The organism is Mycobacterium shinjukuense (genome assembly GCF_010730055.1).
Classification (GTDB): Bacteria; Actinomycetota; Actinomycetes; order Mycobacteriales; family Mycobacteriaceae; genus Mycobacterium; species Mycobacterium shinjukuense.
The window spans coordinates 3956027-3980386 of sequence record NZ_AP022575.1 but is presented as its reverse complement, the minus strand read 5'-3'; the positions used below and the strand labels follow the sequence as shown (position 1 = coordinate 3980386).

Sequence of the window (24360 nt, the reverse complement as noted above, 5' to 3'; positions counted from 1 at the left end):
CATGCCCCACTACAGTCCCACGGTGGTCGATCATTTCACCAATCCCCGCAACTGCGGTCGGTTGCCCAACCCCGACGTCTCAGCCTTTGTCGGCAACCCGGTATGCGGAGACCAGATCCTGCTCACCGCGTGCGTCCGAGACGATGCGGTCACCGAGATCGGGTTTGAGGCCTATGGTTGCTCGGCCTCGCTTGCCATCGCATCGATCCTGACCGAGCACCTGAGCGGCATGGCGATCGCTGACATCGCCGAGCTCGACGAACCTCGGGTTCTTCGGTGGTCGGGCGGCCTGGGACCGGAGCAACGGCACGTCGCACGCCTGGGCGCCGACCTGGCGCACCGCCTTGTCCACAACTACCGCAACGGAATTCACGACGATGGCACCACTATCTGCGGTGGCTAGCACGGCTCACGCGCCGGCATGGCCGGTCGAGGCAGGGGCCGGCGGGGCCGACGAGCTGTACCTGGACTACGCGGCCACGGCGCCGTTACATCCCGCTGCCGCCCGGGCGGTGCGGGCCGGCCAGCGGCTGGTCGGCAATCCGTCCAGTGGTCACCGGGCCGGGCGCGCGGCCGCCGAGGCTTTGTGGGTCGCGCGGCGGTCCATCGCCCGGCTGCTGGGTGTGGCTCCCGGCGAGGTGGTGTTGACGTCCGGTGGCAGCGAGGCCAACGCGCTGGCGCTGTGGGGCACGTTTGCCGCGCGCGGATTTTCCGGGCATCTGGTGACCACGTCGATCGAGCACTCGGCCATTCTCGAAAACGCCCGTGCGCTCGAGGAATTGGGAGTGACAGTCACCACGGTGGAACCCGGCCCGGGTGGTCATGTCGAGGCCGCGGCGGTCGCGGCGGCGATACGACCGGACACCGTATTGGCGTCAGTGATGCACGCCAACAACGAGACCGGGGCGATTCAGCCGGTGACCGAGATTGCCGCGGCGGCCACCCGCGCCGGTGTGGCGTTTCATACCGACGCCGTGCACACGGCCGGCAAGCTCAGCCTGACCGCCGTGGACGCGACGTTGATCTCGGTGTCCGCGCACAAGTTCGGTGGCCCCCGCGGGGTGGGCGCCCTGGCGGTCCGCGACGGGCATCGGTTGGTGTCGTTGGTGCGCGGCGGCCCCCAGGAGAACCGGTTGCGGGCGGGCACCGAGAACGTGGCCGGGGCCATGGGCATGGCCGCCGCCGCCGATGTGTGCCTGCGGCGGATGTCGATGGGTTACCGCCTGGGCATGCGGGACCGTCGCGAACGGTTGATCGCGGGCCTTGCCGGAGTCGATGGTGTGCACGTCAACACCACCGAACCGGTGCTGGAGGAGACGATCAGCGTGCGATTCGACGGGATTCGCGCCGACGCGCTGGCCGACGCACTGGACATGCAGGGCATCTACGTATCCACCGGGGCGGCCTGCCACACCGGGTCGGTGTCGCACGTGCTGACGGCCATGGGTTTGACCCACCGGGCCGCTCGGTCCACCGTGCGATTCTCGCTGGGGCCCGACGTGTCCTCGCACGACATCGATCGCGTCGTGTCGGTCACGACACGGGCCGTGCAGCGGTTGCGTGGTATCGCCGGCACCGGGAGCGCGTCGCGGTGATGCTCGCCGTCCAAAACCTCGCCGCCGAGCGTGCCCGGTTCGTGTTCTCGGTGTTGGGTGTCGGGTGTGCCGTGCTGCTGGTGCTGGTGATCTCCGGCATCTTCGTCGGCACCACTAACCAGGTCACCACCTACATCGACCATTCCAAGGCGGCGGTCTGGGTGGTCCAGCCCGGTGTGGAGCAGATGTTTCGCGCCGTGTCCTGGCTGCCCGCCGACGGCAAGGGCCGCCTGCTGGCCGTTCCCGGGGTCAGGTTCGCCGACCCGATCCTCGGCCAACCGTCCGACTTCGTGCACAACGGCGCCCAGACCCCCTACTTCGTGGTGGGCTATGACGTGCACACCGGTGTGGGCGGCCCCTGGTCGCTGGCTCAAGGACGCACCATCACCGGGCCCGGCGAGGTGGTGCTGGATCGGGTGCTGGCCGCCAAGAGCGGTGTTCGCCTCGGTGACCGGGTCCGGATCGTCGACGAGCCGTTCACCGTCGTGGGGCTCTCCGAGCAAACCGCCGCGCTGGGCAACTTTTATGCGTTTGTCTCGTTGCCCGACGCCGCGCGGCTGCTGCGGGCGGGCAATCGGGTGTCGTTTTTCCTGGTGCAACCCCAAGACGGGTACACCGCCGCTCAGCTGGCCACCGCCATTCGTCGCGGCGTGCCGGGCATGGACGCGCTCACCGCCGCGGCCTTCGCCGACAACGGCCGCGACATCATCGTCTCGATGATCGGACGCCCGCTCACGACGATGATTGCCATCGCGGCGCTGGTGGGGGTCGCATTGGTGGGTTTGACGGTGTTGGCGGCTACCTCCGAGCAGATGCGGGACTTCGGTGTGCTTTTGGCCCTGGGTGTGCGCCCAAGCCGGTTGTGTCGCATCGTGCTTGCCCAGGCCGCCGTGATCGCCGGGCTGGGATATGCGCTGGGCGCGGCGATCGCCTACGGCGCGCAGTTCCTGCTCGCTGACCGCATGGGTGATGTCACCGTCGAGGTCACCCCCGCCCTGCTGGCCGCGATGGCGGCGGCCACCGCCGTCATGGCCGTGCTGGCATCGCTGCTGCCGGTGCGCCGCGTCACACGAATCGACCCCGCCGAGGCGTTTCGCCGCTAACCCCAAAGACCATTAGGAACTCCATGACCGACAAGGTTTGCGACCGATATCTCGACGGCCGCCTTGCGGGATGACCGCGGACCGCGCGGCCGGTCAGGCCGTCATGGCGGCGCGCTCGAGGTCGAGCAACTGCTCGCCGCGGCGTTCCTCGTCGTAGGCCTCGCGCCCACCCCGTAGACCAAACAGCCGCTTGGCGACCAGCAGGTAGATCACCGCCGCCATGTTGATGGTGAAGGTCACCACCCGGGTCATGGTGACGCCCTTGGTCAGGTCATAGATCTCCAGCGGCAGGAAGATCGAAGTGGCCACCACCGCGAAGTACTCGCCCCAGCGCTTCAACAACCACAGGCCGACGCCCTCGACGACCTGTAACACCGCATAGCCGCTCAGCATGACGGTGATCAAGGCCAACGTGGATGGTTTGGCGGCCAACGCCTTTTCCAACTCGTGTATCGCCGACATCTGATCGACCTTGAATCCGGCGGCGCGGAAAGCCGGCAGATAACGGTCCAGCGTGGCTTGGATGGCCCCGCGCGCCCCGCGGAACTCCCACACCGCCCAGGCCGCGAGTGCCAGCACCACCGCCCGCAACAGCCGCTCGACCCCGAGTGCGCGGATGATGATGGCCTGGCGTAACGCCTTGCCGCGCATGATCATTGGCGCGTCCTCGGGGCGGCCCCGGCCGTGCGGCTCGCCGAGGGCGAAGTCCCCGCAGCGCAGGCAGCGCCATACCTCACCGAGCGTGGTGGTGGCTCGGAGCCGGTCGGCGAGTGCCTCGTCGTCGGGCGCATAGGTGGCGTGACCGCCCAGCGCGCACGTCACCAGCTCCCACCGGTTGACGCCGCGGTTCTTCCTCTTGGCAGCGTGCGCTGCGTCGTTGCCGGTGTGCGCCATGCGCCCGATCATTCAATGCCGGCAGCGGGCCACGCAAGCGGACCCGTGCCGCTGTCGGCGCCGACCTGGCCGAGGCCACTCAGCCCGCGGCCACGCCGTCGGGTCGGGCATCGGCGAATTCGCAGAACGCGTCGTACGCCCGTGCGCCGTAGATGGTGGCCGGCCCGCCGTGCATCATGATGCTGACGCCGATGGCCTCGGCGGCCTCCTCCTTGGACGCTCCGGCGCGGGCCGCCGCCTGGGCGTGCGACGCGATGCAGCCGTCACACCCGTGCACCACCCCGATCGCAAGAGCCATCAGCTCCTTGACCTTTTTGTCCAGAGCACCGGACGACATCGCCGCGTTGCTCATCTCGACGAACCCGCGATAGACGTCGGGGATCATCCGGCGCAGTGCGCGGTGTTGCGGGTTGAGGTCGTTGAGAACGTCGTGGTGACGGTGCTGTGGGTCCATGTTGCCACTATACCAATACCCGTATGGGTATTAGACTGGCTAGCGGGCTTCGCCGGCATGGCAGCTTTCGGCAACGATATGGAGGCACCTGATGAATGACGAGGACAGCGTCGGCGTCGTGCTCAACCGGCTGCGACGCGCCCAGGGGCAACTCGCCGGCGTCATCGCCATGATCGAGCGGGGCCGCAGCTGCAAAGACGTCGTGACCCAGCTCGCGGCGGTGTCTCGGGCCATTGATCGGGCCGGGTTCAAGATCGTCGCGTCCGGACTTCGCGACTGCATCACCGGGACCAAGCACGGCGACTCGCCACCGCTGACCGAGCCCGAGTTGGAAAGGCTGTTTTTGGCGCTCGCCTGAGCACGAAAGGATTGACACATGACATCGGGGACAGCGGGTCTGAGCACCACACTGCGCACGTCATTCGACGACGCGGTTGAACGGACCACCCAGGCCCTGGCCGAACAGGGCTTCGGTGTGTTGACCAGGATCGACGTCAAAGCCACGCTGAAGCAAAAGGTTGGCAAAGACATGGAGGACTACCTGATCCTCGGCGCCTGCAACCCGTCGCTGGCACACCGCGCCCTTGACGTGGACCGGCAGATCGGTCAATTGCTGCCGTGCAACGTGGTGCTGCGAGCCGACACCGCCGAACCGGGCAGCGCGGTCATCATCGAGGCGATGGACCCACAGCTGATGGTCCGCGTCCTCGACCAACCCGGTCTGCAGGAGATCGCCGACGAGGCCGCCGCCAAGCTGCAGGCCGCCATCGACGCCCTCACTCAGGCGTCGGGCTAGCTGGCGCGGTCCGGGTACGGACGGGTCACGACGCGTCGTAGGCCGACCAGACGGTACCGCTCGGGTCCTGATTCCACCTAGACGTCGTCATAGGTGCGGATCGCCAAGTGCAAACCATCCGCCGACAGATCGGCACCGGTGGTGAGATTGGAGTTCGCGCCCGGCAAGTCCACGGTTGCCACGTGTTGAAGTATGGTGACACTTCCGTTCTGCAACCCGCCTGGTGCCCAACAGACGCGGGGGTCACCGCTGGAAGTTTTCTCGAAAACCAGCAGATCCCCGGTGCGCCGGTCGACCACTAGCGCCTCGGAGTTGACGCTCTCACCATTGGGATAACGCAGACGCAGCGTGTCGACTCCCGTCAGCGTCGCGTTCGCCGGGCTGGCGGCGGACGGGGTGCGGGTGGCGCCGGTGTAGGCCTTGGAGACATCCATGCTGACTACTTCGATGCCCGAGGTGATCGAATCCGGTTGGGATTGGTAGAAATTCGCCAGTGATTCCTCGCTGCGTCCGGGCTGGATGTCGATGACGGTGCCGGTGTCGTGATCGCCGATGATGGTCCGATCAGATAGCGGTGCGGGTGGCGATAGCACACCTCATCGACGCCGATCCGACATAGCGCCTCGAGCCGGCGCATGTCGAGCACGCAACCGCGGCATCGTGGCGTCGGCGCGCGCAGCGATCGTTGCCTTGATCAATTCCGACTTGTTCGGGAAGTAGTTGTACAGGCTGGCGCTGGTGACGTTCGCCATCCGGGTGATCTCACGGATAGTGGCCTGCGCGTAGCCGACCTCGGCGACACAGCTCATGGTTGCGGCAATGATCCGCTGGCGGGTTTCTTCGCCGCCGGCTCCGATGGGCCGGCCGAGCTGTGGCCGGGTCATGGTCGTGTCCTGACTCGCATGTCGACCCGCCACGGGACTACGGGCCACGCACGTCGAATATATTCGACTGATCGATTAGCTTCGGCGTCCGTGGAGGTGCGCGGTGAGTCACCCACCGACCGACGGCGGGCACCGCACGAGATGACCGGAACGTGGTCAGCGTGAGGTCTCGATTGGGCTGTCCCGTAGATGCCAGCGGTGATCAGACCCGACGCCGGATCATCGCCGCGGCGATGCGCTGTGTCGCCGAGGTCGGCTACGCACAGGCGACGATCCGTGGGATCGCCCGGTCAGCCGACATGACCAGCGGAAGTCTGTATCACTACTTTCCGAGCAAATCGGAAGGCCTCAAGGCGACCGGCGAGGAGATCGACGCGATCGTGCTGCCGCGGCTGCGTGCTGCCGCGGCGCAGTGCGATGACGTCGTCGACCGACTCGATGCGGTGCTGGACGAGTCACTCGCGTTGAAACCGCGACTACCCGTACCTGGCCACGTTCTTGCGGGCGATCCGCGCCCAGAGCAGTGCCCAGGCGTGGCGCGGTGCGGCACATTTCCCAGGCTCCAAGGTGCTGCGCGACGTTGTCGCCGAGATCGTCGAGGACGCCCTGGTCCGGGGGGACCTGTCCGCCGGCGCCGACGCGGCGGCCGCGGTGGACGCCATCTGTGCGCTGACGCGCGGTCTGTCGGAGCGGGTGGCCAGTCTGCCGCCGGAGGCCTACGAAGCCACGCTGGGCTCGGCGCAAAGACTCATCCGTGGAACGCTTTTGACGCGGCGCGGGCATGCCGCCACCGAACGACGATGAGTCGGCGATGAGTCTGCTCACCGCGCTACGACTGAACATGACCAATATCGCCGACCCCACGGCACGTCACGCCGCTCGCTATCAAGCCGCCCTGGACATGGCCGAATACGCCGATCGGCACGGATTCACCGCGGTCAGCAGCGAAGAGCATCATCTGGCGGCAACGAGTTGGCTTCCGTCGCCGCTGATTCTGGCCGCCGCACTGGCCGGGCGAACGCGCAACGTGCGAATCAGCGTCAACGCCTTGATCGTTCCGCTCTACGATCCGATTCGGCTCGCCGAGGATGTCGCCGTGCTGGACAACCTCGCTCAGGGCCGGTTCAGCTTTGTCGCGGGAATGGGCTACCGGCCCGAGGAATACCACGCCGCCGGCAAGGACTGGTCGCAGCGCGGCGCCCTGATGGATCGCTGCCTGTCGGTACTGCTCAAGGCATGGGGCGATCAACCTTTCGAGCATGACGGCGCACTCATCAACGTCACCCCGAAACCGCACACCCGCCCGCACCCGATCGTGTTCGTCGGCGGCATGACGTCCGCGGCGGCCCGGCGGGCGGCGCGCTTCGGGTTGCCGTTCTCGCCGCCGATGGCCATGCCCGAGGTCGAAGCGGTGTATCACCGGGAGTTGGCCCGCCAGGGCAAGACGGGCTTCGTCTACCGCCCGGAAAACGGCAGCACCGTCACCTTGCTGCACGACGACCCGGACCTGGCATGGTCCCGTTACGGCGAATTCGTCATGAACGAAGCCGCCGAATACAGCGCCTGGAAGCGCGCTGGGGTACCGAGGCCCAACGAGATCGCCGCAGCCTCGATCCCGGATCTGCGACGCCTCAACCACGTCGAGATCCTCACCCCCGAGCAATTGATCGACCAGATCCGTTGCGGTAGAAGAGAAGTCGTCATGAACCCGCTGGTCGGCGGGCTGCCGGTGGACGACGGGTGGGCCAGTTTGCGGCTGCTGACCGACGCGGTTCTCCCGCACGTCACAGACAAGCCGCTCGGTCAGCCCGACGGGTAGCGCCGGCGACGGCGACGGTAGCGGCAGGATGCTCACGACACGCGGCGTGTTCGTCGCCGGCAACGGTCCGCGCTGGCGCCGATTGTTACCGAACAGATCGCCGACCCTCGCGCCGTCAACACGGCATATCGGCCCCGCCGGTGATACGGTTCGCTGCTGTGGTGGCGTCGTTCGTCAACAGGGGATTCCGATTGTGAGCGTCGAATGTCAGAGCTGACCCGGCGTCGCTTCCTCGGCTCACTCGCCGCCGCCACCGTCGTCGGTGTGGGTGCGGCTCGATGCGTGATCGACCCGCAACGACGGACGTTGGCCCAGACGGCTGATTCTTCGGCGTCCGGTCCGACCGCCGCGGGCTTGTTACCGCCGCCACCACCCGGTGCGCGCATCCGGCTGCCCGGGGGTGGGGTGCTAGCCAAGCTTCCCGGCGACGGTGATTTGCTCGCGCTGACCGTCGACGACGGCGTCAACCGTGAAGTGGTGCGCGCCTACACGCAGTTCGCCCAGGACACCGGCGTGCGGCTGACGTTCTTCGTCAACGGAACCTACGACTCCTGGACCGATAACGTGGCGTCACTTCGGCCGCTGGTCGACTCCGGGCAGATCCAGCTCGGCAACCACACGTGGTCACACCCGGATTTGACCACGCTGACGAAAAGCCAGGTCGCCCAACAGCTTGCCCACAACGACGATTTCCTGAAGAAGACCTACGGCATCGGCGCCAAACCCTATTGGCGCCCACCGTATGCCAAGCACAACGCCGCCGTCGATGCCGTGGCCGCCGACCTCGGCTACACAGTCCCGGTGTTGTGGTCGGGTTCGCTGTCGGATTCGACGTTGATCACCGAGGAATACATCGTGAAGATGGCCGATCAGTACTTCACCCCCCAGGCCATCGTGATCGGGCACCTCAACCACCTGCCGGTCACCCACGTCTACCCACAGCTTGTCGAGCTCATCCGCGCCCGGAACCTGCGGACCGTCACCCTCAACGACGTGTTCCTCAAGACCCCGTAGCGGAGTCGGCGGGCGGGACCCAGTTGCTGGCAGAATGTCGCGGGTGGGCGTACCCGATCCACAGCGGCTGGGCGGCCTCACTTGGACACGTCGCACGGGTGGTCGGCTAACCCGAGCGGAGCGCCGCCGCCTGTTGGCGGCTATCGGGGTGGGTCGGTGGCACAACGCGGTGGGCCGGCTCAAGCTTGCCCTGGGCCGGATTCCGGCCGCGGCCGCGCGCGTTGATGTGGCCACGTTCCGGGTCCCCGATTCGCGGTTTGCGCGCGAGGCCGAGCGGGCGTGTGCGGAGCTGCCGCCGTCCCTGCAGGGGCACTCCTACCGCACCTGGTTGTTCGGGCGTGCCCTGGCGGCCGTTGACGGGCACAAGATCGACGACGAGCTCTTCTATGGCGGGGCGCTGCTTCACGACTACGGCATTGTCAACCCCACGGCGAACCGTGATTTCACGTTGGGCAGTGTCGATCGCACGCTTGCCTGCGCCCGCGCCGCCGGCCTGGCGGACGCACGTGCGGATCTGCTCGCGGACGGCATCTGCGTGCACACCACGCCGGGCATCACGGTGGACACCGACGGCGCGATCGGCTGCTACCTGCAGTGGGGAGCGATGGCCGATGGTGCCGGACTACGCATCTGGGACATTACTCCGGGCAACGTCGGCAAAGTGCTACGCCTTACCCGAGGGGCGAATTCAAGCGGGAACTCGTTGTGATGATGCGTGCGGAGGCGGCCGCCGTGCCGGCGGGACGCTTCGGGCTGCTGGTTCGCTGCGGATTGCCGCTAGCGGTGCGGCTGGCGCCCTTCGACTCCTAAGAGTCGAGCCAGCCGGTTGTCCAGGGTGGCGTGGAAATGGCCTATCGCGCTCTCGTGGCGCCCGAATTCCACGAATTCGTTGGCACCGGCATGCAGGCCGCGTTGCACGCCCGCCGACATCTCGTTGTCCTCCACTGCACCGCGCGCGATGAAGCTGGCCGCGCCCGCCGGGTTGTAGGGTCCGGGATCACGCCACCCGCCCTCGGCGGCGTCGGCCTTGCGGGGATCGACCATCGAGTAAATGGTGGTGGTGCTGTGGTCCACATCCACCGGGTCGATCACGACCATCAGCATCAGGTCCGGGAACGTCGCCAACATGACGTTGGGAAACAGCTGATACAGGTACGTGACCCTCGCGTCCGTTGTCCAGGTGTCCTCGGGACGGTCACGAAGCCGCTCGATATTGCGGTATGGGAAGGTGATACGGCAATTCGGCCCGAAGATCTCGACGACGTTGAGGTCGTCGTATTGCACCGGGTAAAAGGTGTCCTTGTGTGTCCAGCGGATGTGATAGCCCTCCAGGAACTGCTCGACGAGCACCTTCCAATTCAGTGCTCGCACAGAGGAATCCACGTACGCCAGCCGGCTCGCCGGAAGAAGCTTGTCGCGCCACGGGGTGCCGTCACCCAGCCACCCCATCGCCTCATCGTGGCCGGGATGCGGGGAGTCAAGCGCCCCGATGACGATCAGCCCGTCCACCTCTGAGCTGGCGACCTCGACCAGACCGCGCGCGGACTTGTCCAGATCGGGGAATGCGTCGTCGTGGGGCACATGCGCGAGCGAGCCGTCCAGCCGATATGTCCACCCGTGGTAGCGGCAGACCAGCGCATGCGAGCACCCCGCGTCCTCGACGAGGGCAAAACCTCGATGCCGGCAAGCGTTTCGGAACACCCGCGCCCGACGATCGCGCCCGCGAACGGCGAAGAGCGGCACCCCGAAGGCGGTCCGTTCCACGTGGTCACCCGGGTTCGGGATCGCCGCGGAGGGCACGAACACGCTGGGCATTGACCGCAGCAGCCGCAGTTCCTCGGTGAACCGGCTTGGGTTCACATAGTTTTCGACGGGTTCCCGCCAGCTCGGACCCTCATCGGTGGTGCCGGCGTCGATGTGGGCCAGGATGCGCCGAACGATCTCCACATCGTCGGCCACCAACGCCTTCGTCGGGGAGCACATGGGTGTCAGTATCACATTGCTAACATCACGCGTCAATGTTTTAGTGATACGGTGGACGACCTGTTCGGCAACCGGCCGCTGAGCGCGCGCTCGGTGCTGGCGTCGGCGTTGTTGGGGGCCGACCGGGCCCGCCTGACGGTGGCGGAGCTGGTCGCGGTGGCCGCTTTGTTCGGCATCAGCGACGGCGCGGCCCGCACCTGCCTGTGGCGGATGGTCTGCAACGGTGAACTCACCGCTGAGGGTGGGTGCTACGCCCTCGCCGGGCGCTTGGCCGAGCGTCGCCAGCGCATCGACGAGGCGTCCCGGATCGACGACGCGGCCACCGTCGGATGGGACGGGACGTGGGAGCTGGCGATCGTCTCGCTGGAGCGCCGGTCGGTGGCCGATCGGCTGGAACTGCGGAAAGCGGCCATGGCGCTGCACCTGGCCGAGCTTCGGGAAGGCGTGTGGATACGCCCGGATAACCTTGACCCGCAACGGTTTCCGGCGTCACGGTCGGTGCTGGATCGGCAGTGCACCCACTTTCACGGCGCCGCCACCGACATCGCCGCCGACAAGATGCGGTCGCTGTTTTGCCTCGACGAGTGGGCCGACGATGCCCGGGCACTCACCGAGGCGATGACGGTGGCACTCGATGCGGGCAAGCGCGACGAGTCGACCGAAAGCTTCAGGCGGGGGTTCGCATTGTCGATCGCCGTGGTCCGCCATCTGCAACGCGACCCGCTGTTGCCGGTCGAGCTGATCGGCCAGCGCTGGCCGGGGCATACGCTGCGCAGCACCTACCGCCGTTTCGACGCGGCCCTCAAACGGCGAATGGGTCGTGCCTTCCGCCGAGCATAGGGTCGGTTGGCGATATCCGTCGCGCCGTCACCAGGGGCGTGGGTGGCGTGCGACCCGATCACGGCGCAGCGGTCGTTAATCCGGTGCGCCGTTGGCGCCGGCCAGGCCGTTCGTCCCGTTGGCGCCGGCGATGCCGCCGATGTTGACCGTCCCACCCGAGGCTGCACCGCCTTTGCCGCCGGCGCCACCGGTGCCGAAGCCGCCGCCGGTGCCGCCGGAACCGCCGGTGCCGGCGGCGCCGCTGATGCCCGGCCCGCCCATCAGCAACCCGCCGGGCCCGCCCGCGCCACCGATGCCGGCGCCGCCGCCATCACCGCCGTCCCCGCCCGCGCCGCCGCCCCCGCCGAGACCACCGGCCCCGCCGATGGCGGTGCCAGCCCCAATGGATTGCGCGGGGCCGCCGGCGCCACCCACACCGCCGCGCTGTGCGCCTGATACTCCCGGGCGTACCCGCCGAACAACGCCGCGACCCGCGTCGACACCTCATCGGCACCGGCGGCCAGCACCCCGACGGTCGGGGCCGCCGCCACCGCGTTGGCCGCATCGATCATCGAACCAATTCCAGCGAAATCCGAAGCCGCCGCCAACAACGCCTCCGGCGCCGCGATCACAAACGACATCCCGCACCTCCCACCAGGTTTGGGCAACCCGGCCAACGCCCGGCCACCCCCGAGCACTCAGCAGAGAAAAATCGTAAGACGATCCTCCGGCCGATCCCAGCGCGCGGGGTAGCGGCGTGGTGTATGACATCGCTCGACCCCAACCCCAGACACCGCGGGCACCCGCAGTTACAGGTCGTTGCCGGCGTAGGACTGGTTGAAGCTTTCGTTGGCCAGTGGGAAGTCGGGGACGATGGTGTCGGCCAATACACCGGGCCGAAGGCGCCCGAAATCTCCACCTCGCCCCCGTTGCACGAACTGGCGTCGACATGCCGGATCTGCAACGAACCCCGCACCCCCGCCGGCGGTTCGGTGGCCGCCGCCGGCGCTGGGCTCGCGGGCTCGGCCGCCCGGCCAACACGACAAATCTTGGCGACCCAGCCCATGGCGTTACTTGGACGTAGCGGTGCCGCCGGCGCGTAGGTCCTCCAGCACGGCGACCCGGTCGCTGAGCACCCTGGCCAGCACCTTGCGGGCCACCGCTAACAGCTCGGCGATATCGGGCGAGGCGATCGAATAGATCACCGCGTTGCCGTCACGGCGCGCGGCCACGACGCCCGCCCGGCGCAGCACGCCCAGCTGCTGGGACAGATTCGACGACTCCAACCCGACGTCGGAGGACAACAACTCGCCGACCGAGCGGTCCCGCTCCACCAGCAGCTCCAAGATCCTGATCCGCGCCGGGTGCCCGAGGGTCTTGAAGAACTCCGCCTCGAGCTTGTACAGCGGCTCCGTCCCCACCGCATCTCCTGAAAAGTTCAGTGTCCCGATAGTCAATGAATTGAAGGACTTATCAGATAATGCTCGGGTCGCGATCCGGCAGTGCGCCCATCGGGTTGCGCCGGTTAGTTATCGCGTGTGGCTGTCGGCAACGATGCGGATGCCGGTCACGATCCCGGGTTCGATCGCGATCACGCTGTCCATGGCCATGTTCACCCACGGGTGCAGCAGGTGTTCGTAGCGGGCGATCTGCTCGGGGTCGGTGACCGCGGTCGCCAGTCCGGTCACCACCACGCTCCAGCCCATCCGCCGCCGCGGGTCGAGGTCGTCGGCTTCATAGGCAACCACGACACCGGCGCTGGATCGCACCGAGACGGACACCTTGCTGGTCAGCCGGGTGCGCACGATCACCCGGCCGTCGACGACGAGGTGATTGACCGGGCGGATCGCCGGCAGCGCATCGCGGGTGAACACCACCCGCCCATGGTCGACGCTGGCCAACAATCGCATTGCCTCGTCACGGTCGAGCTCGACAACCTCCCGGTCGGTGTCGGGGCTGGCACATCGGGAATCCTGGCTCATGGCACGCCGTCCTCCCCGCCGTCGCCGTTCGTGGTGATCAACCCGAGGTCACCGGCGTAGCGCGGGTACAGCAACCGGCCGCGACCGGTGACCGGATCGGTGAAAAACAGAAACGGCAGGCCGTGCTCGCACATCCGGCCCACCGCGGAGTCCTCCGTGAGGACCGGCGTCGGTCGCGAGCTCACAACCAGCGGGACCGGCGGGACAGCGCTGCCAGCCGACCACGACCATCCAGGGGGGTACACGTGTCTCTGGCGGGCCAGCCGCAGCCCCGACGGTCCAGCCCGGTAGACCACGGCGTCCTCCCCGCTCTCGGCGTCGGTGAACAAATGCACGTCGTAGTCCATCGCGTCCATCGCCGCGACGGCCCCCAACGGGGTGTCGCGCCGTGGCACAACGGGTTTGCGACGGGTGATGTGGGCACCGGCCGGCGCGGTCAGAACCCGGCGGCGCCGATCCGGCCAGGGCCGGGGCCGCCACTGCGCCAACAAACGCACGATCTGCAAGTCCAGCCTGAGCAACGCGGACGACAGCTCGTCGGGCCCGGGTGTGACGGCCTGTACCCGCGCCGGGGTGTCACCCACCCGCAGGTTGACCTGCATCAGCGCCGGCCCGTCGGCGCAGTCCGCCGTCGTCAGGCGCACCCGAGCACCCCCGGCGATGCCGCGACGGGCCAACACGCGGCCCACGGCATGGGCGACCCATTCGGCCTGCGAAGCCGTGACTCGGCCGCCGCGACACACGCGGACGTCGGGAAATTCTCGCGCCGGTGATGACTCGGGTGCATACATGACGAGACGACTCCGCCTTTGTTCCACCTTCGCAACTCTCGACGATGGCCAACGCTCAAGCCTTTCTGGCTGACACCCGGATCGGACAGGGCCGAAAGTCCCGCACCGCAGGTGGCGTTGGTCACCGCTGTCAGCTGAACGGCGGCCGGCTCTCGAGGATGCGCGACCCGGCGCCGGCTCGCCGCCACCACCGCGCGGTCAGGTCCGCGTCGTCGTCGGTGAAGAAGTTTCCCATCACCCGAACGGCACGATCTGTCAATGTGGCTGACCGCATGGCGATCACGCCGCCGGCCGGCAGAAACCCGGGCACCGTCAGCAACCGCCCAAACCGCCGGGCGATCGAGAAGTCGCGCGCGAAATGCCGTCGCAGCAGCCGCGGCCAGGTTTGCGAAACATCACCGCTGCCAAGCAGTCCGGCCGCCAGCCGGCCGCTCTGAAGCCCGTAGTCGATGCCCTCGCCGTTGAGCGGGTTGACACACGCGGCGGCGTCGCCGATCAGCATCCAGTTCGGGCCGGCCAGTCCGGACGCCGCACCGCCCATCGGTAACAGTGCCGACGCGACCGCCCGTGGCTCGCCGTCGAATCCCCACGCATCGCGTTGCATGTTGGTGTAGTGGCTGAGCAGTTGGCGCAGCGCCACCTTCGCCGGTCGCTGTGCAGTCGCCCACGCGCCGACGCCGATGTTCACCTGGCCGTTGCCCAGCGGGAAGATCCACCCGTAGCCGGCCAGCCGGCGGCCATCTGGCCGCCGCAGGTCCAGGCTGGTGGACAGCAACGGCTCGTCGCTGCGTGGCGATGTCAGATAGCCGCGGACGGCTACGCCGTAGACCGTCTGCCGGTGCCACCGCCGTCCCAGCATGCGCCCGATCTCGGATCGCGCCCCGTCGGCGACGATCACCTGCCCGCACCGAATGCGGGACACCGTGCCGTTGCGGCGGACCACCAGTTCCGCCACCCGTCCTGCCGGATCTTGATGCACGTCAACAACTTTGCGGCCGAGCAGCATCGAGGCGCCGGCGGCCGCGGCCGTCTGGCGCAGCCGGTCGTCAAGTTCGGCCCGCGGAACGGCGCTGCTGTGAGACGGAAACGATGGTGCCGGCCAATCCATTTCGATCGAGCCGCCGAAGCCAGAGACCCGCAGTCCACGGTGTTTGATGTGGTGGTCGAGCCACCCGCCGAGGCCCAACAGCTGCAATTCGGCGACGGCGCGAGGCGTGAGCCCATCCCCGCAGGCCTTGTCGCGGGGAAACTCGGAGGCGTCGATGACGAGCACGTCGCGACCGGTTTGGGCCGCCCACACCGCGGCGGCCGAACCGGCGGGCCCCGCGCCCACCACGACGACGTCGGCACTGGTGTCCATGGCTTATCGCACGGTTCCTGTCGTCCGGTTTGCATCTGAGGTTAATTCGGAGCCGCGCGGGTTGCGGATGCCGACGATCACGTCACGGTGGGCCGGCGATGACAGCGGTGAATGTCACGCTGTGCTACGCGCCGTTGTGCGCCCGGCCTCAAGCTCGGCGAGCCACCCGCGGATGTCGGTGCTGTGTTCGCCCAGCCGCGGTGCCCTGATGCGATACGTCACCGGTGTGGCCGACAGATTGATCGGACTGGCCACCTGGCCACCGAACCGACGGTCGCCGTCCTCGGTGCTGCGGATCGGGTGCAGTCCCAGCCGCTCGGCCAGCGTAAAAGCCTCGGCGATGTTGTTGATCGCTCCGGCGGGAACTCCCGCGGCGGTGAGGGCCATCGTCCAATAACCGGCCGGGTAGTCGGCCAGCGCCTGTTCCAGGGCCTGGCGTAACGACGCCCGATTGTGCACCCGCAACTCGTTCGTGCGGAAGCGGTCATCCGCCGCCAACTCGGCAATGCCCAAGACTTTGCAGAGTTTGCCGAATTGCTTGTCGTTTCCCACGGCCAGCACGATCATCCCATCCTCGGTGGCATAGGTGTCATAGGGGGCGATGCTGGGGTGGCCGTTCCCGACGGCGCGTGAGATCTGCTCGGCCAGAACATAACTGGCGGACTGGTTGGCCAACGCAGACAGCAGCACCGACATCAGGTTGATCTCGACATGCTGGCCCCGACCCGACCGATCGCGCTCACGCAGGGCCGACACGATGCCGACGGCGGCAAACAGCCCCGCCAGGACGTCGACGAGGGCCATCCCGACTTTGGTCGGAGTGGCGGGATCTGGCCCGGTGATGCTCATTAACCCGCCGAGTGCCTGGATGAGCAAGTCGTACCCGGTCAGCTCGCGTCCCGCGGCGGGCCCAAACGCCGAGATGCTGCAGTACACCAGCGCCGGGTTGGCCTGGCGAACAGTGGGCTCGTCCAGGCCGAACCGCGCCATGGTGCCGGGGCGGAAGTTTTCCACCAGCACGTCGGCGTGCTCGGCCAGGGTTCTGGCCACTCGCAGGTCGTCGGGGTCGCGCAAATCAAGGACGATGCTGCGCTTGTTGCGGTTGACGCCGAGGAAATAGGCGCTTTCGTTGGCGACGAACGGCGGGCCCCAGGCCCTGGTGTCATCACCGCCCGGTTGCTCGACCTTGATGATCTCGGCGCCCAGATCGCCGAGGGTCATCGTGGCGAACGGCCCAGCCAGTATCCGGGAGAAGTCCGCCACCAGCAGGGATGACAGCGGTGGTGGCGCAACCTGATTCATCATGCGCCCAGCTGCCCCAACGTCATGGGCGCTGCACCGTCTCGGTGCGATGGCGCCTCGGCACCGAACCAGATGCGCCAAGCCTGCGCGGCGATTTCGGCGGCGCGGTCGTTGAGTTGGTCAAGCGTCAGGCTGCTGATCGGATGGGTGACGACCGCGGGTTCGAGACCGGCCATGCCGCGCGACGCACGCTGCAGGCGTGCCTCATGCTCGAATTCCGTGGTCACCACGACCAGCGTTGGCACCCCAGCGGATTCCAGACGCACCGCGTCGTTGACGCATGCCGAGCAGCACGAGCCACAGTCGCCGATCGCCGTGAGGGCGATGTCGTTTTCTGCGGCCATTTGACGGATCAGCTCGGGACTGGCATCCGTGGAGAAATGCTGCTTGTCGTAGTGGTTGACCGCGGCGAAAGTGAGTCCATGCTCGGCCAACTCGCGCACCGTGGCGCGCAACAACTTGGCCGCGTTCCACTTGGTATTGCTCAGCACACCCAGGCGCAGCCCCACCATGCTGGTCGGTCGGGGAGCCATCGGAATGGCCTCCACCTCGACCACACCGCAGGGGTCGTAGACAACGTTGGTCATTACCCTTCTCCTCAGTTGGTCTGATCTCAAAGCCGACAGCTGCCGTCGGAGCAGTCAAGCTCACGGTTGGTAGCGCCGGCAGCACTCTCATCGATGGCGCGTAGCACCGGCGTCGTCGCGGTGCTCCATCCCGGCAGGAACGCGGAGAATCGACCGGCGACTCCACCGGCGACAAACACGTGAATGTCGTCGGGGGTGAACACGATCGGCAACCGCCTGCCCGACTCGCGGGGATACCACCTCGGCAGATTGCGGTTGTAGGTGCGTCGGCCGGGCGGCGCATACCGGTTGCCGTAGCTCACCTCGTCCCAGTCGTTGGTGCCGTTGAGCCACAGGTAGCGGCGGACGTCGTCGCGGGTCCAGCCGAAGGAGGCGATGGTGCGGGCATGTTCCACGCCGATGACGACCGTGCAGGAACCCCCGAGCACGGCGTTGTTGTGGGCGATGGTGCTCATCGCCGACGCAACGGAGTCGAGGATCCCGTGCGGGTCATCGGAGATGTGGTTGGTCACGCTGTGGGGGGCTTCGGCGCCGATCACCAGGACGGTGCTGTCCTCGGGCGCGTAGCCGTGCTCGACGTGATAGGGCGCCCATGGGCTTTCTTCTTCGTTTTCGGCGATGCAGAACGTGTATTTGCCGGGATGGCCCAGGGTGCTCTTGTCGAACTCGCCCGGGATGCCGCCACCGACGCTGAGCAGGATCAGCCGTACGGCGCGGCCGATGGTGGCGTTGGCGCGATTACCCGAACCGAAAACGTTTGCACCGGAGTTCATTCCGATCTGACGTGCGATGGGACCGTTGACCACGATCAGCGGTGAGACGACATGGGTGGTGGCTTGAATGCCGTTGAGGTTGAACCGCGTATCGGTCAGGGCAAGAATGGCCGCTCGCACGACGGGGGCGTATTCGGGTTTGCAGCCGGCCATCACCATGTTGACCGCCAGCAGTTCCGCGGTCAGGTTGCCCCAGCGCGGGGGGATGCGCGCCAGGAGTTGCTTCGGGTCCCCGCCCAGCACGTCCAGCACCGCGGCGACGTGCTCCGGTGTTGGTGGAACCACGGGTAACCCGTCACTCCAGGGCTGGTCGAAGTAGTACTCGACGAGATCACGCTCTGCGGTGGTTATAGCGGTCATGTCGGTAACGGTAAATCCGCGACATCTTCATAGTCCAAGACATATTCAGACAGCTTTTATATCCTGTGTATATGGATCCCGAGCTGCGGTTGCTGCGCTACTTCGTGACCGTTGCCGAGGAACGGCACTTCGGCCGCGCGGCGGCGCGACTGCACATCGCCCAACCGCCGCTAAGTCAGCAGATCCACAAGCTCGAACGCCAGCTGGGGGTGGACCTCATCGATCGGTCCCGGCGTCCGATCGAACTCACCGATGCTGGCAAAGCACTTCTGGATGAGGCTCGGCTGGCGCTCACCCATGCCGAGCGCGCCTTTGCGGCCGCACGCAGGGCTGCCGCCGGTCATCTCGGTCATTTGCATATCGGTGCCCTGCAGGCGGCGGTGGATGGCGTCCTGCCGTACGTCATGCGCGCACATCGCCGGGCATATCCCGACGTCCAGCTCGAGCTGACCGAACTGGGCACCGCCGAGCAGGTGGCCCATCTCGTCGAACACCGCATCGACGTCGGTTTCCTGCGCGGGCCGGTCGATGAGCCGTCGCTGAGCATCCAGACGCTGATCGACGACCCGCTTGCCGCCGTCGTGTGCGACGAGGAGCCTCTTGCCGACCACGAGCGGATCACCCCAGCCCTGCTGGCACATCAGCCGATCGTCTTGTGGGCGCGAGCCGCGGCGGCCACCACATACGCCGACGTCGTCGAGCTATTCCGGCTACATGACATCGAGCCACCGATCGTTGCCGAAGTGCCCAACATCCAGACGATCCTCGCGCTGGTCGCATCTGGAGCGGGAATTGCGGTGTTACCAACGTCTTTCATCAACCTCAACCGAAAAGGAGTCCGGTTTATCCCGCTGCATGGACCCCTTCCATTCCGCCCGCTGGCGTTGGCATGGCGCACCGCCAACCAGTCGCCAAGCGTGCGTTGCTTTCTCGACGTAGCGACACAGGCTTCTCCGCAGTACCTGCGCGACCTCGGCGAGCATTATCCCCAACTCGCATAGCCAGCCGAAGCTTGCTAAAGCCTCCGCTGAGGAGGCCATCAGGTTCCTTCCCGAGTCAAAAGTCCAGCGATGCTGTGGCCCGCACGTTGACCGCCGGCCAAACCCCGGGACCGCAGTGGGGAAGGGCAGGCCCAGTTGCTGGATTTTGTGCGGATTGGCTCGTTGCCACCCGGTCGCCCAGTAGGCTTTGAGTGTGGCAAATTCGGTCGCCGCGCGGAAGCTGAGGCTCGCGCTCGACATCTACGAGGTCGGCGAGCAGATGCAGCGCATGAGGCTGCGCCGTGAACGACCCGATGCGGATGTCGTTGACATCGAAGTGGCCATCGACGCGTGGCGGATGACGCGCCCGGGGGCGGAGGCAGGCGACAGCGCCGGCCGGACATCCACACGGTTCATGTGAACGCTGTCGAGTCGGCACTCCGTAGGGCGGCCAAGGACCTGACCGGATTGGGTCAACGGTGGGCGTTGGTCGGTGGTTTCGCGGTGTCTGCGCGATCCGAGCCACGTTTCACCCGTGACGTGGACATTGTTGTCTCGGTGGCAAACGACGATGCCGCAGAGTCATTAGTTCGTCAGCTTCTCACCCGGCAGTACCATCTCCTGGCGTCGGTAGAGCAGGACGCAGTCGGACGGTTGGCAACGGTCCGTCTCGGAGCAACCGCAGACACTGCCGCCTGCGCGGCTTCCACCGGGACCGTGACCTGGCAGCGGAATGGACACGGCTTGTCCAGCGCTAGCCGGCCAGCATCCCATCGATGAGCCGACGCAGCACCTGCCTGGTCTCCCGGCGCGCGCGCTTCGGGTCGTCGGCGGTGGCGATGAACATCGCCGCCTCGTCGAGCGCTCCGATGAGCACGTGCGCCAGCGGCCGCACCGGCAGCCGATCCAGTTGGCCCACGCGGATGGCCTCGGTGATCAGTTGTTCGGTCATGCCCAGGCTGTACCGCTGGGCGACATCACGGAAGCCGGACCAGCCGAGCACGGCGGGTGCGTCCAACAGGATCAGCTGACGCACCTCGGGCTCGCTGGAGACCTCGAACCAGGCGTCGACCGCCGAGCGGATCGCATCCGCGGGCGTCGCCGCGCCCGACGAACCCACCAGGGTCGCCAGCCGGGCCATCACATCCTGCTCCACCGTCTCCACCACGTCGCGGAATAACGCTGCCTTGTCTGCGAATTGGTGGTACATCGCACCGCGGGTGACCCCCGCCTCCTGGGCAATCTCGGGCGTCCCCACCTCCGCATAGCCACGTCGACCCCACAGTGTGCGAGCGGCCGAGATCAGCGCCGCGCGGGTCGCCGCGGAGCGCTCTTCCTGAGTCCGCCTCTTGATTTCCATACAGTCTGTTGGTAAGTTACCGGCAATCTGTTTGTAACTATAGATCGGAGTGATCGATGTCGAAAATCGACATTAGCGCCGGAACCATTCATTACGAAGCAACCGGGCCCGAGAATGGCAGGCCCGTCGTGTTCGTGCACGGCTACCTGATGGGCGGTCAACTGTGGCGCCACGTCAGCGAACGGCTCGCTGGCCAGGGCCTGCGGTGCATCGCCCCGACCTGGCCGCTCGGCGCGCATCCACAGCCACTGCGGCCGGGCGCCGACCGAACCATCACCGGCATCGCCGGCATCGTCGCCGATGTCCTTGCCGCCCTTGACCTCGACGACGTGGTGCTGGTCGGCAATGACACGGGCGGGGTCGTCAGCCAACTCGTCGCGGTGCACCATGCTGAGCGGCTCGGCGCTCTGGTACTCACCAGTTGCGATGCGTTCGAACACTTTCCGCCGCCGATCCTCAAGCCGGTGATCGTTGCGGCCAAGTCCAAGACGCTGTTCCGGGCGATGAGCCAGGTGATGCGGGCACCGGCCGCCCGCAAGCGGGCATACAACGGCCTGGCGCATGCCAACATCGACGACCTCACCCAGACCTGGGTGCGGCCCATGCTCACCAATCCGGCGATCGCCGAAGACCTGCGGCAACTTTCGCTGTCGCTCCGCGCCGACGTCACCACCGCAGTCGCGGCCCGGCTGCCCGGGTTCGACAAGCCCACGCTCATCGCGTGGTCGGCCGACGACGTGTTCTTTGACCTCGGCGACGGCGAACGACTGGCCGCGACCATCCCCAACGCCCGCCTCGAGATCATCGAGGGAGCGCGGACCTTCTCGATGATGGACCGGCCGGGCCGACTCGCCGATCTGCTGTCAACGATCGCGGTGCGCGGCCCCAGCCCGCGTTAGGGTTAGGGCCGGGGATCAGTCGCTGGCAAGCGCGCGGTGCTCGATCAGGTCGCGCAGGCCGCCCACGCCGAGCCGTTCGCGAAACGCCTGCGCCGTGTACCCCACCGCCGTCGCATCGGTGCGGGCGCGCACGGTCGCCGAGCGCGGCATGTGAAACAGCACGCCCATTTCGCCGAAGTAGTCCCCGCGCCCGACTACCTTGACCAATTCCTCACCGCCATCGGCTAATTCGTGCACAATGTCAAACTCGCCCTCGGTCACCACATAGATCAGCTCACCCATCGTGCTCTGCTCAAACAACACCTCGCCGGCCTTGAGTTGCACGGTTTCGGGTTCTCGGTCGGTGTCGGCGAACTCGGGTGTCAGCTCCACGACGCGATCGGCCATCGGTAACATCCTGCTGTCGTGGGTGGCGACCACCACGACACGGTCGTCGTCGGCGAGTTCACGGATCAGCCGCAGCACCTCCTCCACCTGGATGAAGTCCAGGTGCGCGGTCGGTTCGTCGGCGAGAATCAACGGTGGATCCAAAGCGATCGCGCGGGCGACCGCGACGCGTTGCTGCTGCCCGCCGCTCAGGTCGCCCGGTCGGTGTTTCATTCGGTCCTGCAGGTTGACCCGGGTCAGCAATTCCTCGGCGCGCTTTCGCGACGCCGAGCGCGACCACCCGGCCGAGCGCAGTGGAACCATCACGTTCTCCACGGCGGTGAGGCTGGGCACCAGGTTGAACGCCTGAAAGACGATGCCCACCTTGTCGCGCCGGTACCTCGCCAGCGCGGCCCCCTCGAGGGTGGTGATGTCGACATCATCGAACTTGATGGCGCCCGACTTTGGCCGCAGGATGCCGCCCAGGCAGGACAGCAGCGTCGTCTTCCCGCAGCCACTGGGCCCGAGCAGAATCACCAGTGACCCGGCCGCCACGTCGAGGTTCAAGCCATTGATCGGCCGCAGCACATATCCGCCGCTGTAGTATTCGACGACAAGGTTTTGAATGCTGAGATCGCCCACCGTCTACGGACCTCCAAACGCCAGCGCGGGATCGACGGCCACCACGCGCCTCAGCCCGGCCAGGCTGGCCAACAGACCGATGACGATCGCCACCACCGGTAACGCCAGGTAGGCACCCGCGGGGACGGCCACGATCATCGGGAAGAGCGGCGCCAACAGCTGCGCGAGGATGACGCCCACCAGCGCCGCCAGCAGCGCAACGACGAGCGCCTGCAGTGCCAGCCCCGCCACGATCGAGCGCGTTGGCGTGCCGATCGCCTTGAACACCGCGAAGTCACGCAGTCGCTCGAGCGCGGACAGGTACACCACCGATCCGACGATGAGCACCGCCACGATCCACAACAAGACGGCCACGATCGAGATCGAATTCACCGCGACCTTCAGCGGGCGCACCAACTCGTTGACGGCGCCCGTGCGGTCGAAGCTCTGGTAGCCCTCCGGGAGCTGTCGGGGTGCACCTTTGATTCCGAACGACGTGATGTTCGGCTGCCCGTTGTAGGCCAGTCGCTGCAAGCCCTCGGTGGTCAGGAAGACGTTGGGAATCTTGGCCATTGCCGTGGAATCGGGCACGATGCCGACGATCCGCAAGGTGTGCGTCCCGACCTCGATGGTGTCGCCGACATGCCGACCCACCGTGCTCGACGCCGCCACCTCGTCCGGCGTCGACGGCGCCCGGCCCTCGGAGACCTGCGGCATGCCCGGTCCATGCTCGGGCGCGCCGAAGGCCGTGACGTTGCGCGTTGACGTGCCTTCCTTCATCATCGTCCCCACGCAACCCAATGGGGCCGCAGCCACGACGCCGGGTAACGAGGCCACCCGGGCCAGGTCAACATCGGGAAACGGTATCGAACCCAGAAACGGTCCGGCCGCACCAGATTTGACCACAAATTCGTCGACACCCATCGAATCCACGGTGTGCCTGGCCTCGACCCGAAAGCCGTTGGCGAGCCCGGTCAGAACGAGCGTCATCCCGAAGATCAAACCGGTGCTGACGATCGCGATAACGAGGCGCCGTTTTCGCCATTGCATGTCACGCAGGGCCGCAAAGAGCACCACCAGAATGTACCAACGCCGAACCGATTGGGGGCAAGATTAGCTAGCCGGCCGCCCCCCGGTTCTGCCGGGCGTCCTTGCGCGCCGCTGTGTGTGCGCCGCCTGTTTCCTGCGATGATGTTGGCGCCCAGGCCCGAACCGTCGCCCCAGGCGTTAGAATCCCCGCTTGTGACGACGCCGTCGAACCCCTGGGGCGACGAACGAAAGAACCATCAGCTGCGGTTGCGGGGTCAGCGTCCTGGGCGCCGGCAGGCGCGCCGGCTGAGCCGGCGCTTTGCCCGGGTCGGCGTCGAAACCCCGCCGCGGCGTCTTCGGGAGTTGCTGGCGGGCGCGCCCGCCGCGGAGCGCGAATTGACCGACCTTAATTTCGCGATCATCGCCACCCGAATCAACCGTGAAAAGCGCGTCGCGAAGTTCGAACAGCTAAAACGTCGCGGCACCCGCTCACTGATGTTCGCCGGCCTGTTTCTGGTCGTGTTGAATTTCCTATTCTGCTTGGCCTACGTCTTCGTCGACCTGACCCAACTGGCCGTGCCGCCGTGAC

26 protein-coding genes and 7 pseudogenes are annotated in these 24360 nt (G+C 67.0%); 15 read left to right on the top strand and 18 right to left on the bottom strand.

Going from position 1 to position 24360, the window contains the following annotated elements:
• Nucleotide 1 precedes the first annotated feature (1 nt).
• The 3 genes from G6N20_RS17980 (at nt 2) to G6N20_RS17970 (ending at nt 2698) form a co-directional block, all read left to right on the top strand.
• Entirely contained in the window at nt 2-403 is a 402-nt protein-coding gene (locus G6N20_RS17980; RefSeq protein WP_083050364.1) for an iron-sulfur cluster assembly scaffold protein, read from the top strand.
• Between the two features lie 61 nt (nt 404-464).
• Complete coding sequence (locus G6N20_RS17975) at nt 465-1595, top strand: cysteine desulfurase family protein (protein WP_232065540.1); 1131 nt, start codon at nt 465-467, stop codon at nt 1593-1595.
• Nucleotides 1592-2698 (top strand): ABC transporter permease, encoded by a 1107-nt coding sequence (locus tag G6N20_RS17970; protein WP_083050359.1) that lies wholly within the window; start codon nt 1592-1594, stop codon nt 2696-2698. The genes G6N20_RS17975 and G6N20_RS17970 overlap by 4 nt, the downstream gene beginning before the upstream one ends.
• 93 nt (nt 2699-2791) lie before the next feature.
• Here the strand turns inward: G6N20_RS17970 and G6N20_RS17965 are convergent, their stop codons facing one another.
• Nucleotides 2792-3592 carry a DUF2127 domain-containing protein gene (locus G6N20_RS17965; RefSeq protein WP_083050356.1) on the bottom strand — a complete coding sequence of 267 codons (801 nt, stop codon included), beginning with the start codon at nt 3590-3592 and terminating at the stop codon, nt 2792-2794.
• A 79-nt stretch (nt 3593-3671) separates the two neighbouring features.
• Complete coding sequence (locus G6N20_RS17960; RefSeq protein ID WP_083050354.1) at nt 3672-4046, bottom strand: carboxymuconolactone decarboxylase family protein; 375 nt, start codon at nt 4044-4046, stop codon at nt 3672-3674.
• An 88-nt stretch (nt 4047-4134) separates the two neighbouring features.
• Between G6N20_RS17960 and G6N20_RS17955 the strand changes: the two genes are divergently transcribed.
• Both G6N20_RS17955 and G6N20_RS17950 read left to right on the top strand, forming a co-directional pair.
• Nucleotides 4135-4404 carry a metal-sensitive transcriptional regulator gene (locus G6N20_RS17955; protein ID WP_083050351.1) on the top strand — a complete coding sequence of 90 codons (270 nt, stop codon included), beginning with the start codon at nt 4135-4137 and terminating at the stop codon, nt 4402-4404.
• Between the two features lie 18 nt (nt 4405-4422).
• Nucleotides 4423-4842, top strand: a complete 420-nt coding sequence (locus tag G6N20_RS17950; RefSeq protein WP_083050349.1) for a DUF302 domain-containing protein — start codon at nt 4423-4425, stop codon at nt 4840-4842.
• Nucleotides 4843-5237: 395 nt separating this feature from the next.
• Here G6N20_RS17950 and G6N20_RS22465 read toward each other — a convergent pair.
• Together G6N20_RS22465 and G6N20_RS17940 are read right to left on the bottom strand one after the other, a co-directional pair.
• Nucleotides 5238-5488: pseudogene (locus G6N20_RS22465) on the bottom strand (transposase); the annotation flags it as partial.
• Nucleotides 5448-5726 (bottom strand): annotated as a pseudogene (locus G6N20_RS17940) (TetR/AcrR family transcriptional regulator); the annotation flags it as partial. The pseudogenes G6N20_RS22465 and G6N20_RS17940, both read right to left, overlap by 41 nt.
• 152 nt (nt 5727-5878) lie before the next feature.
• Between G6N20_RS17940 and G6N20_RS17935 the strand changes: the two are divergent.
• The 4 genes and pseudogenes from G6N20_RS17935 to G6N20_RS17920 all read left to right on the top strand — a co-directional run bounded on the left by G6N20_RS17935 (nt 5879) and on the right by G6N20_RS17920 (nt 9268).
• Nucleotides 5879-6530: pseudogene (locus G6N20_RS17935) on the top strand (TetR/AcrR family transcriptional regulator).
• Nucleotides 6531-6537: 7 nt separating this feature from the next.
• Complete coding sequence (locus G6N20_RS17930; RefSeq protein ID WP_083050421.1) at nt 6538-7545, top strand: LLM class flavin-dependent oxidoreductase; 1008 nt, start codon at nt 6538-6540, stop codon at nt 7543-7545.
• A gap of 213 nt (nt 7546-7758) precedes the next feature.
• A complete protein-coding gene (locus G6N20_RS17925; protein WP_083050418.1) occupies nt 7759-8559 on the top strand; it encodes a polysaccharide deacetylase family protein in 801 nt (266 codons plus the stop codon).
• Nucleotides 8560-8707: 148 nt separating this feature from the next.
• On the top strand, nt 8708-9268 hold the full coding sequence (locus tag G6N20_RS17920) for an HD domain-containing protein (RefSeq protein ID WP_083050344.1): 561 nt from the start codon (nt 8708-8710) through the stop codon (nt 9266-9268).
• 68 nt (nt 9269-9336) lie between these two features.
• Here the strand turns inward: G6N20_RS17920 and G6N20_RS17915 are convergent, their stop codons facing one another.
• The gene (locus G6N20_RS17915) at nt 9337-10542 is read right to left on the bottom strand and encodes an aromatic ring-hydroxylating oxygenase subunit alpha (RefSeq protein ID WP_179961487.1); all 1206 of its coding nucleotides are present in this window, start codon (nt 10540-10542) and stop codon (nt 9337-9339) included.
• A gap of 51 nt (nt 10543-10593) precedes the next feature.
• Between G6N20_RS17915 and G6N20_RS17910 the strand changes: the two genes are divergently transcribed.
• Entirely contained in the window at nt 10594-11382 is a 789-nt protein-coding gene (locus G6N20_RS17910; RefSeq protein WP_083050338.1) for a PaaX family transcriptional regulator C-terminal domain-containing protein, read from the top strand.
• A 204-nt stretch (nt 11383-11586) separates the two neighbouring features.
• Here the strand turns inward: G6N20_RS17910 and G6N20_RS17905 are convergent.
• From G6N20_RS17905 to G6N20_RS17865, 10 genes and pseudogenes are all read right to left on the bottom strand, one after another.
• Nucleotides 11587-12002: pseudogene (locus tag G6N20_RS17905) on the bottom strand (PE family protein); the annotation flags it as partial.
• A gap of 168 nt (nt 12003-12170) precedes the next feature.
• Nucleotides 12171-12257: pseudogene (locus G6N20_RS21485) on the bottom strand (hypothetical protein); the annotation flags it as partial.
• Nucleotides 12248-12427 (bottom strand): annotated as a pseudogene (locus tag G6N20_RS17900) (oxidoreductase); the annotation flags it as partial. The pseudogenes G6N20_RS17900 and G6N20_RS21485, both read right to left, overlap by 10 nt.
• Before the next feature lie 4 nt (nt 12428-12431).
• Nucleotides 12432-12782 carry a lsr2/espR transcriptional regulator gene (locus G6N20_RS17895; protein WP_083048165.1) on the bottom strand — a complete coding sequence of 117 codons (351 nt, stop codon included), beginning with the start codon at nt 12780-12782 and terminating at the stop codon, nt 12432-12434.
• Nucleotides 12783-12890: 108 nt separating this feature from the next.
• Entirely contained in the window at nt 12891-13343 is a 453-nt protein-coding gene (locus G6N20_RS17890; RefSeq protein WP_083048167.1) for a pyridoxamine 5'-phosphate oxidase family protein, read from the bottom strand.
• Nucleotides 13340-14161, bottom strand: a complete 822-nt coding sequence (locus G6N20_RS17885) for a sigma 54 modulation/S30EA ribosomal C-terminal domain-containing protein (RefSeq protein ID WP_083048169.1) — start codon at nt 14159-14161, stop codon at nt 13340-13342. The genes G6N20_RS17890 and G6N20_RS17885 overlap by 4 nt, the downstream gene beginning before the upstream one ends.
• Before the next feature lie 103 nt (nt 14162-14264).
• Nucleotides 14265-15494: a geranylgeranyl reductase family protein gene (locus tag G6N20_RS17880; RefSeq protein ID WP_083048171.1), complete on the bottom strand. Its 1230-nt coding sequence runs from the start codon at nt 15492-15494 to the stop codon at nt 14265-14267.
• Nucleotides 15495-15608: 114 nt separating this feature from the next.
• Nucleotides 15609-16799 (bottom strand): CaiB/BaiF CoA transferase family protein, encoded by a 1191-nt coding sequence (locus G6N20_RS17875; RefSeq protein WP_083048173.1) that lies wholly within the window; start codon nt 16797-16799, stop codon nt 15609-15611.
• Nucleotides 16796-17383, bottom strand: coding sequence for a UGSC family (seleno)protein (locus G6N20_RS17870; RefSeq protein WP_083048175.1), 588 nt, complete (start codon nt 17381-17383; stop codon nt 16796-16798). The genes G6N20_RS17875 and G6N20_RS17870 overlap by 4 nt, the downstream gene beginning before the upstream one ends.
• A gap of 26 nt (nt 17384-17409) precedes the next feature.
• Nucleotides 17410-18516 carry a hypothetical protein gene (locus G6N20_RS17865; protein ID WP_083048177.1) on the bottom strand — a complete coding sequence of 369 codons (1107 nt, stop codon included), beginning with the start codon at nt 18514-18516 and terminating at the stop codon, nt 17410-17412.
• Nucleotides 18517-18587: 71 nt separating this feature from the next.
• Between G6N20_RS17865 and G6N20_RS17860 the strand changes: the two genes are divergently transcribed.
• The 3 genes and pseudogenes from G6N20_RS17860 to G6N20_RS17850 form a co-directional block, all read left to right on the top strand.
• A complete protein-coding gene (locus G6N20_RS17860; protein WP_083048180.1) occupies nt 18588-19517 on the top strand; it encodes a LysR family transcriptional regulator in 930 nt (309 codons plus the stop codon).
• A gap of 193 nt (nt 19518-19710) precedes the next feature.
• The gene (locus G6N20_RS17855) at nt 19711-19917 is read left to right on the top strand and encodes a hypothetical protein (RefSeq protein WP_083048182.1); all 207 of its coding nucleotides are present in this window, start codon (nt 19711-19713) and stop codon (nt 19915-19917) included.
• Nucleotides 19914-20192, top strand: a pseudogene (locus tag G6N20_RS17850) (nucleotidyl transferase AbiEii/AbiGii toxin family protein); the annotation flags it as partial. The gene G6N20_RS17855 and the pseudogene G6N20_RS17850, both read left to right, overlap by 4 nt.
• A 58-nt stretch (nt 20193-20250) precedes the next feature.
• Here the strand turns inward: G6N20_RS17850 and G6N20_RS17845 are convergent.
• Nucleotides 20251-20856 (bottom strand): TetR/AcrR family transcriptional regulator, encoded by a 606-nt coding sequence (locus G6N20_RS17845; protein ID WP_083048184.1) that lies wholly within the window; start codon nt 20854-20856, stop codon nt 20251-20253.
• 56 nt (nt 20857-20912) lie between these two features.
• Between G6N20_RS17845 and G6N20_RS17840 the strand changes: the two genes are divergently transcribed.
• Nucleotides 20913-21755: an alpha/beta fold hydrolase gene (locus tag G6N20_RS17840; RefSeq protein WP_083048186.1), complete on the top strand. Its 843-nt coding sequence runs from the start codon at nt 20913-20915 to the stop codon at nt 21753-21755.
• 15 nt (nt 21756-21770) lie between these two features.
• Here G6N20_RS17840 and G6N20_RS17835 read toward each other — a convergent pair whose 3' ends face one another.
• Both G6N20_RS17835 and G6N20_RS17830 read right to left on the bottom strand, forming a co-directional pair.
• Nucleotides 21771-22763 (bottom strand): ATP-binding cassette domain-containing protein, encoded by a 993-nt coding sequence (locus G6N20_RS17835; RefSeq protein ID WP_083048188.1) that lies wholly within the window; start codon nt 22761-22763, stop codon nt 21771-21773.
• Between the two features lie 3 nt (nt 22764-22766).
• A complete protein-coding gene (locus G6N20_RS17830) occupies nt 22767-23816 on the bottom strand; it encodes an ABC transporter permease (RefSeq protein WP_083048260.1) in 1050 nt (349 codons plus the stop codon).
• Nucleotides 23817-23909: 93 nt separating this feature from the next.
• Between G6N20_RS17830 and G6N20_RS21480 the strand changes: the two genes are divergently transcribed.
• Entirely contained in the window at nt 23910-24359 is a 450-nt protein-coding gene (locus G6N20_RS21480; protein WP_232065372.1) for a hypothetical protein, read from the top strand.
• The last annotated feature ends 1 nt before the right edge of the window (nt 24360 follow it).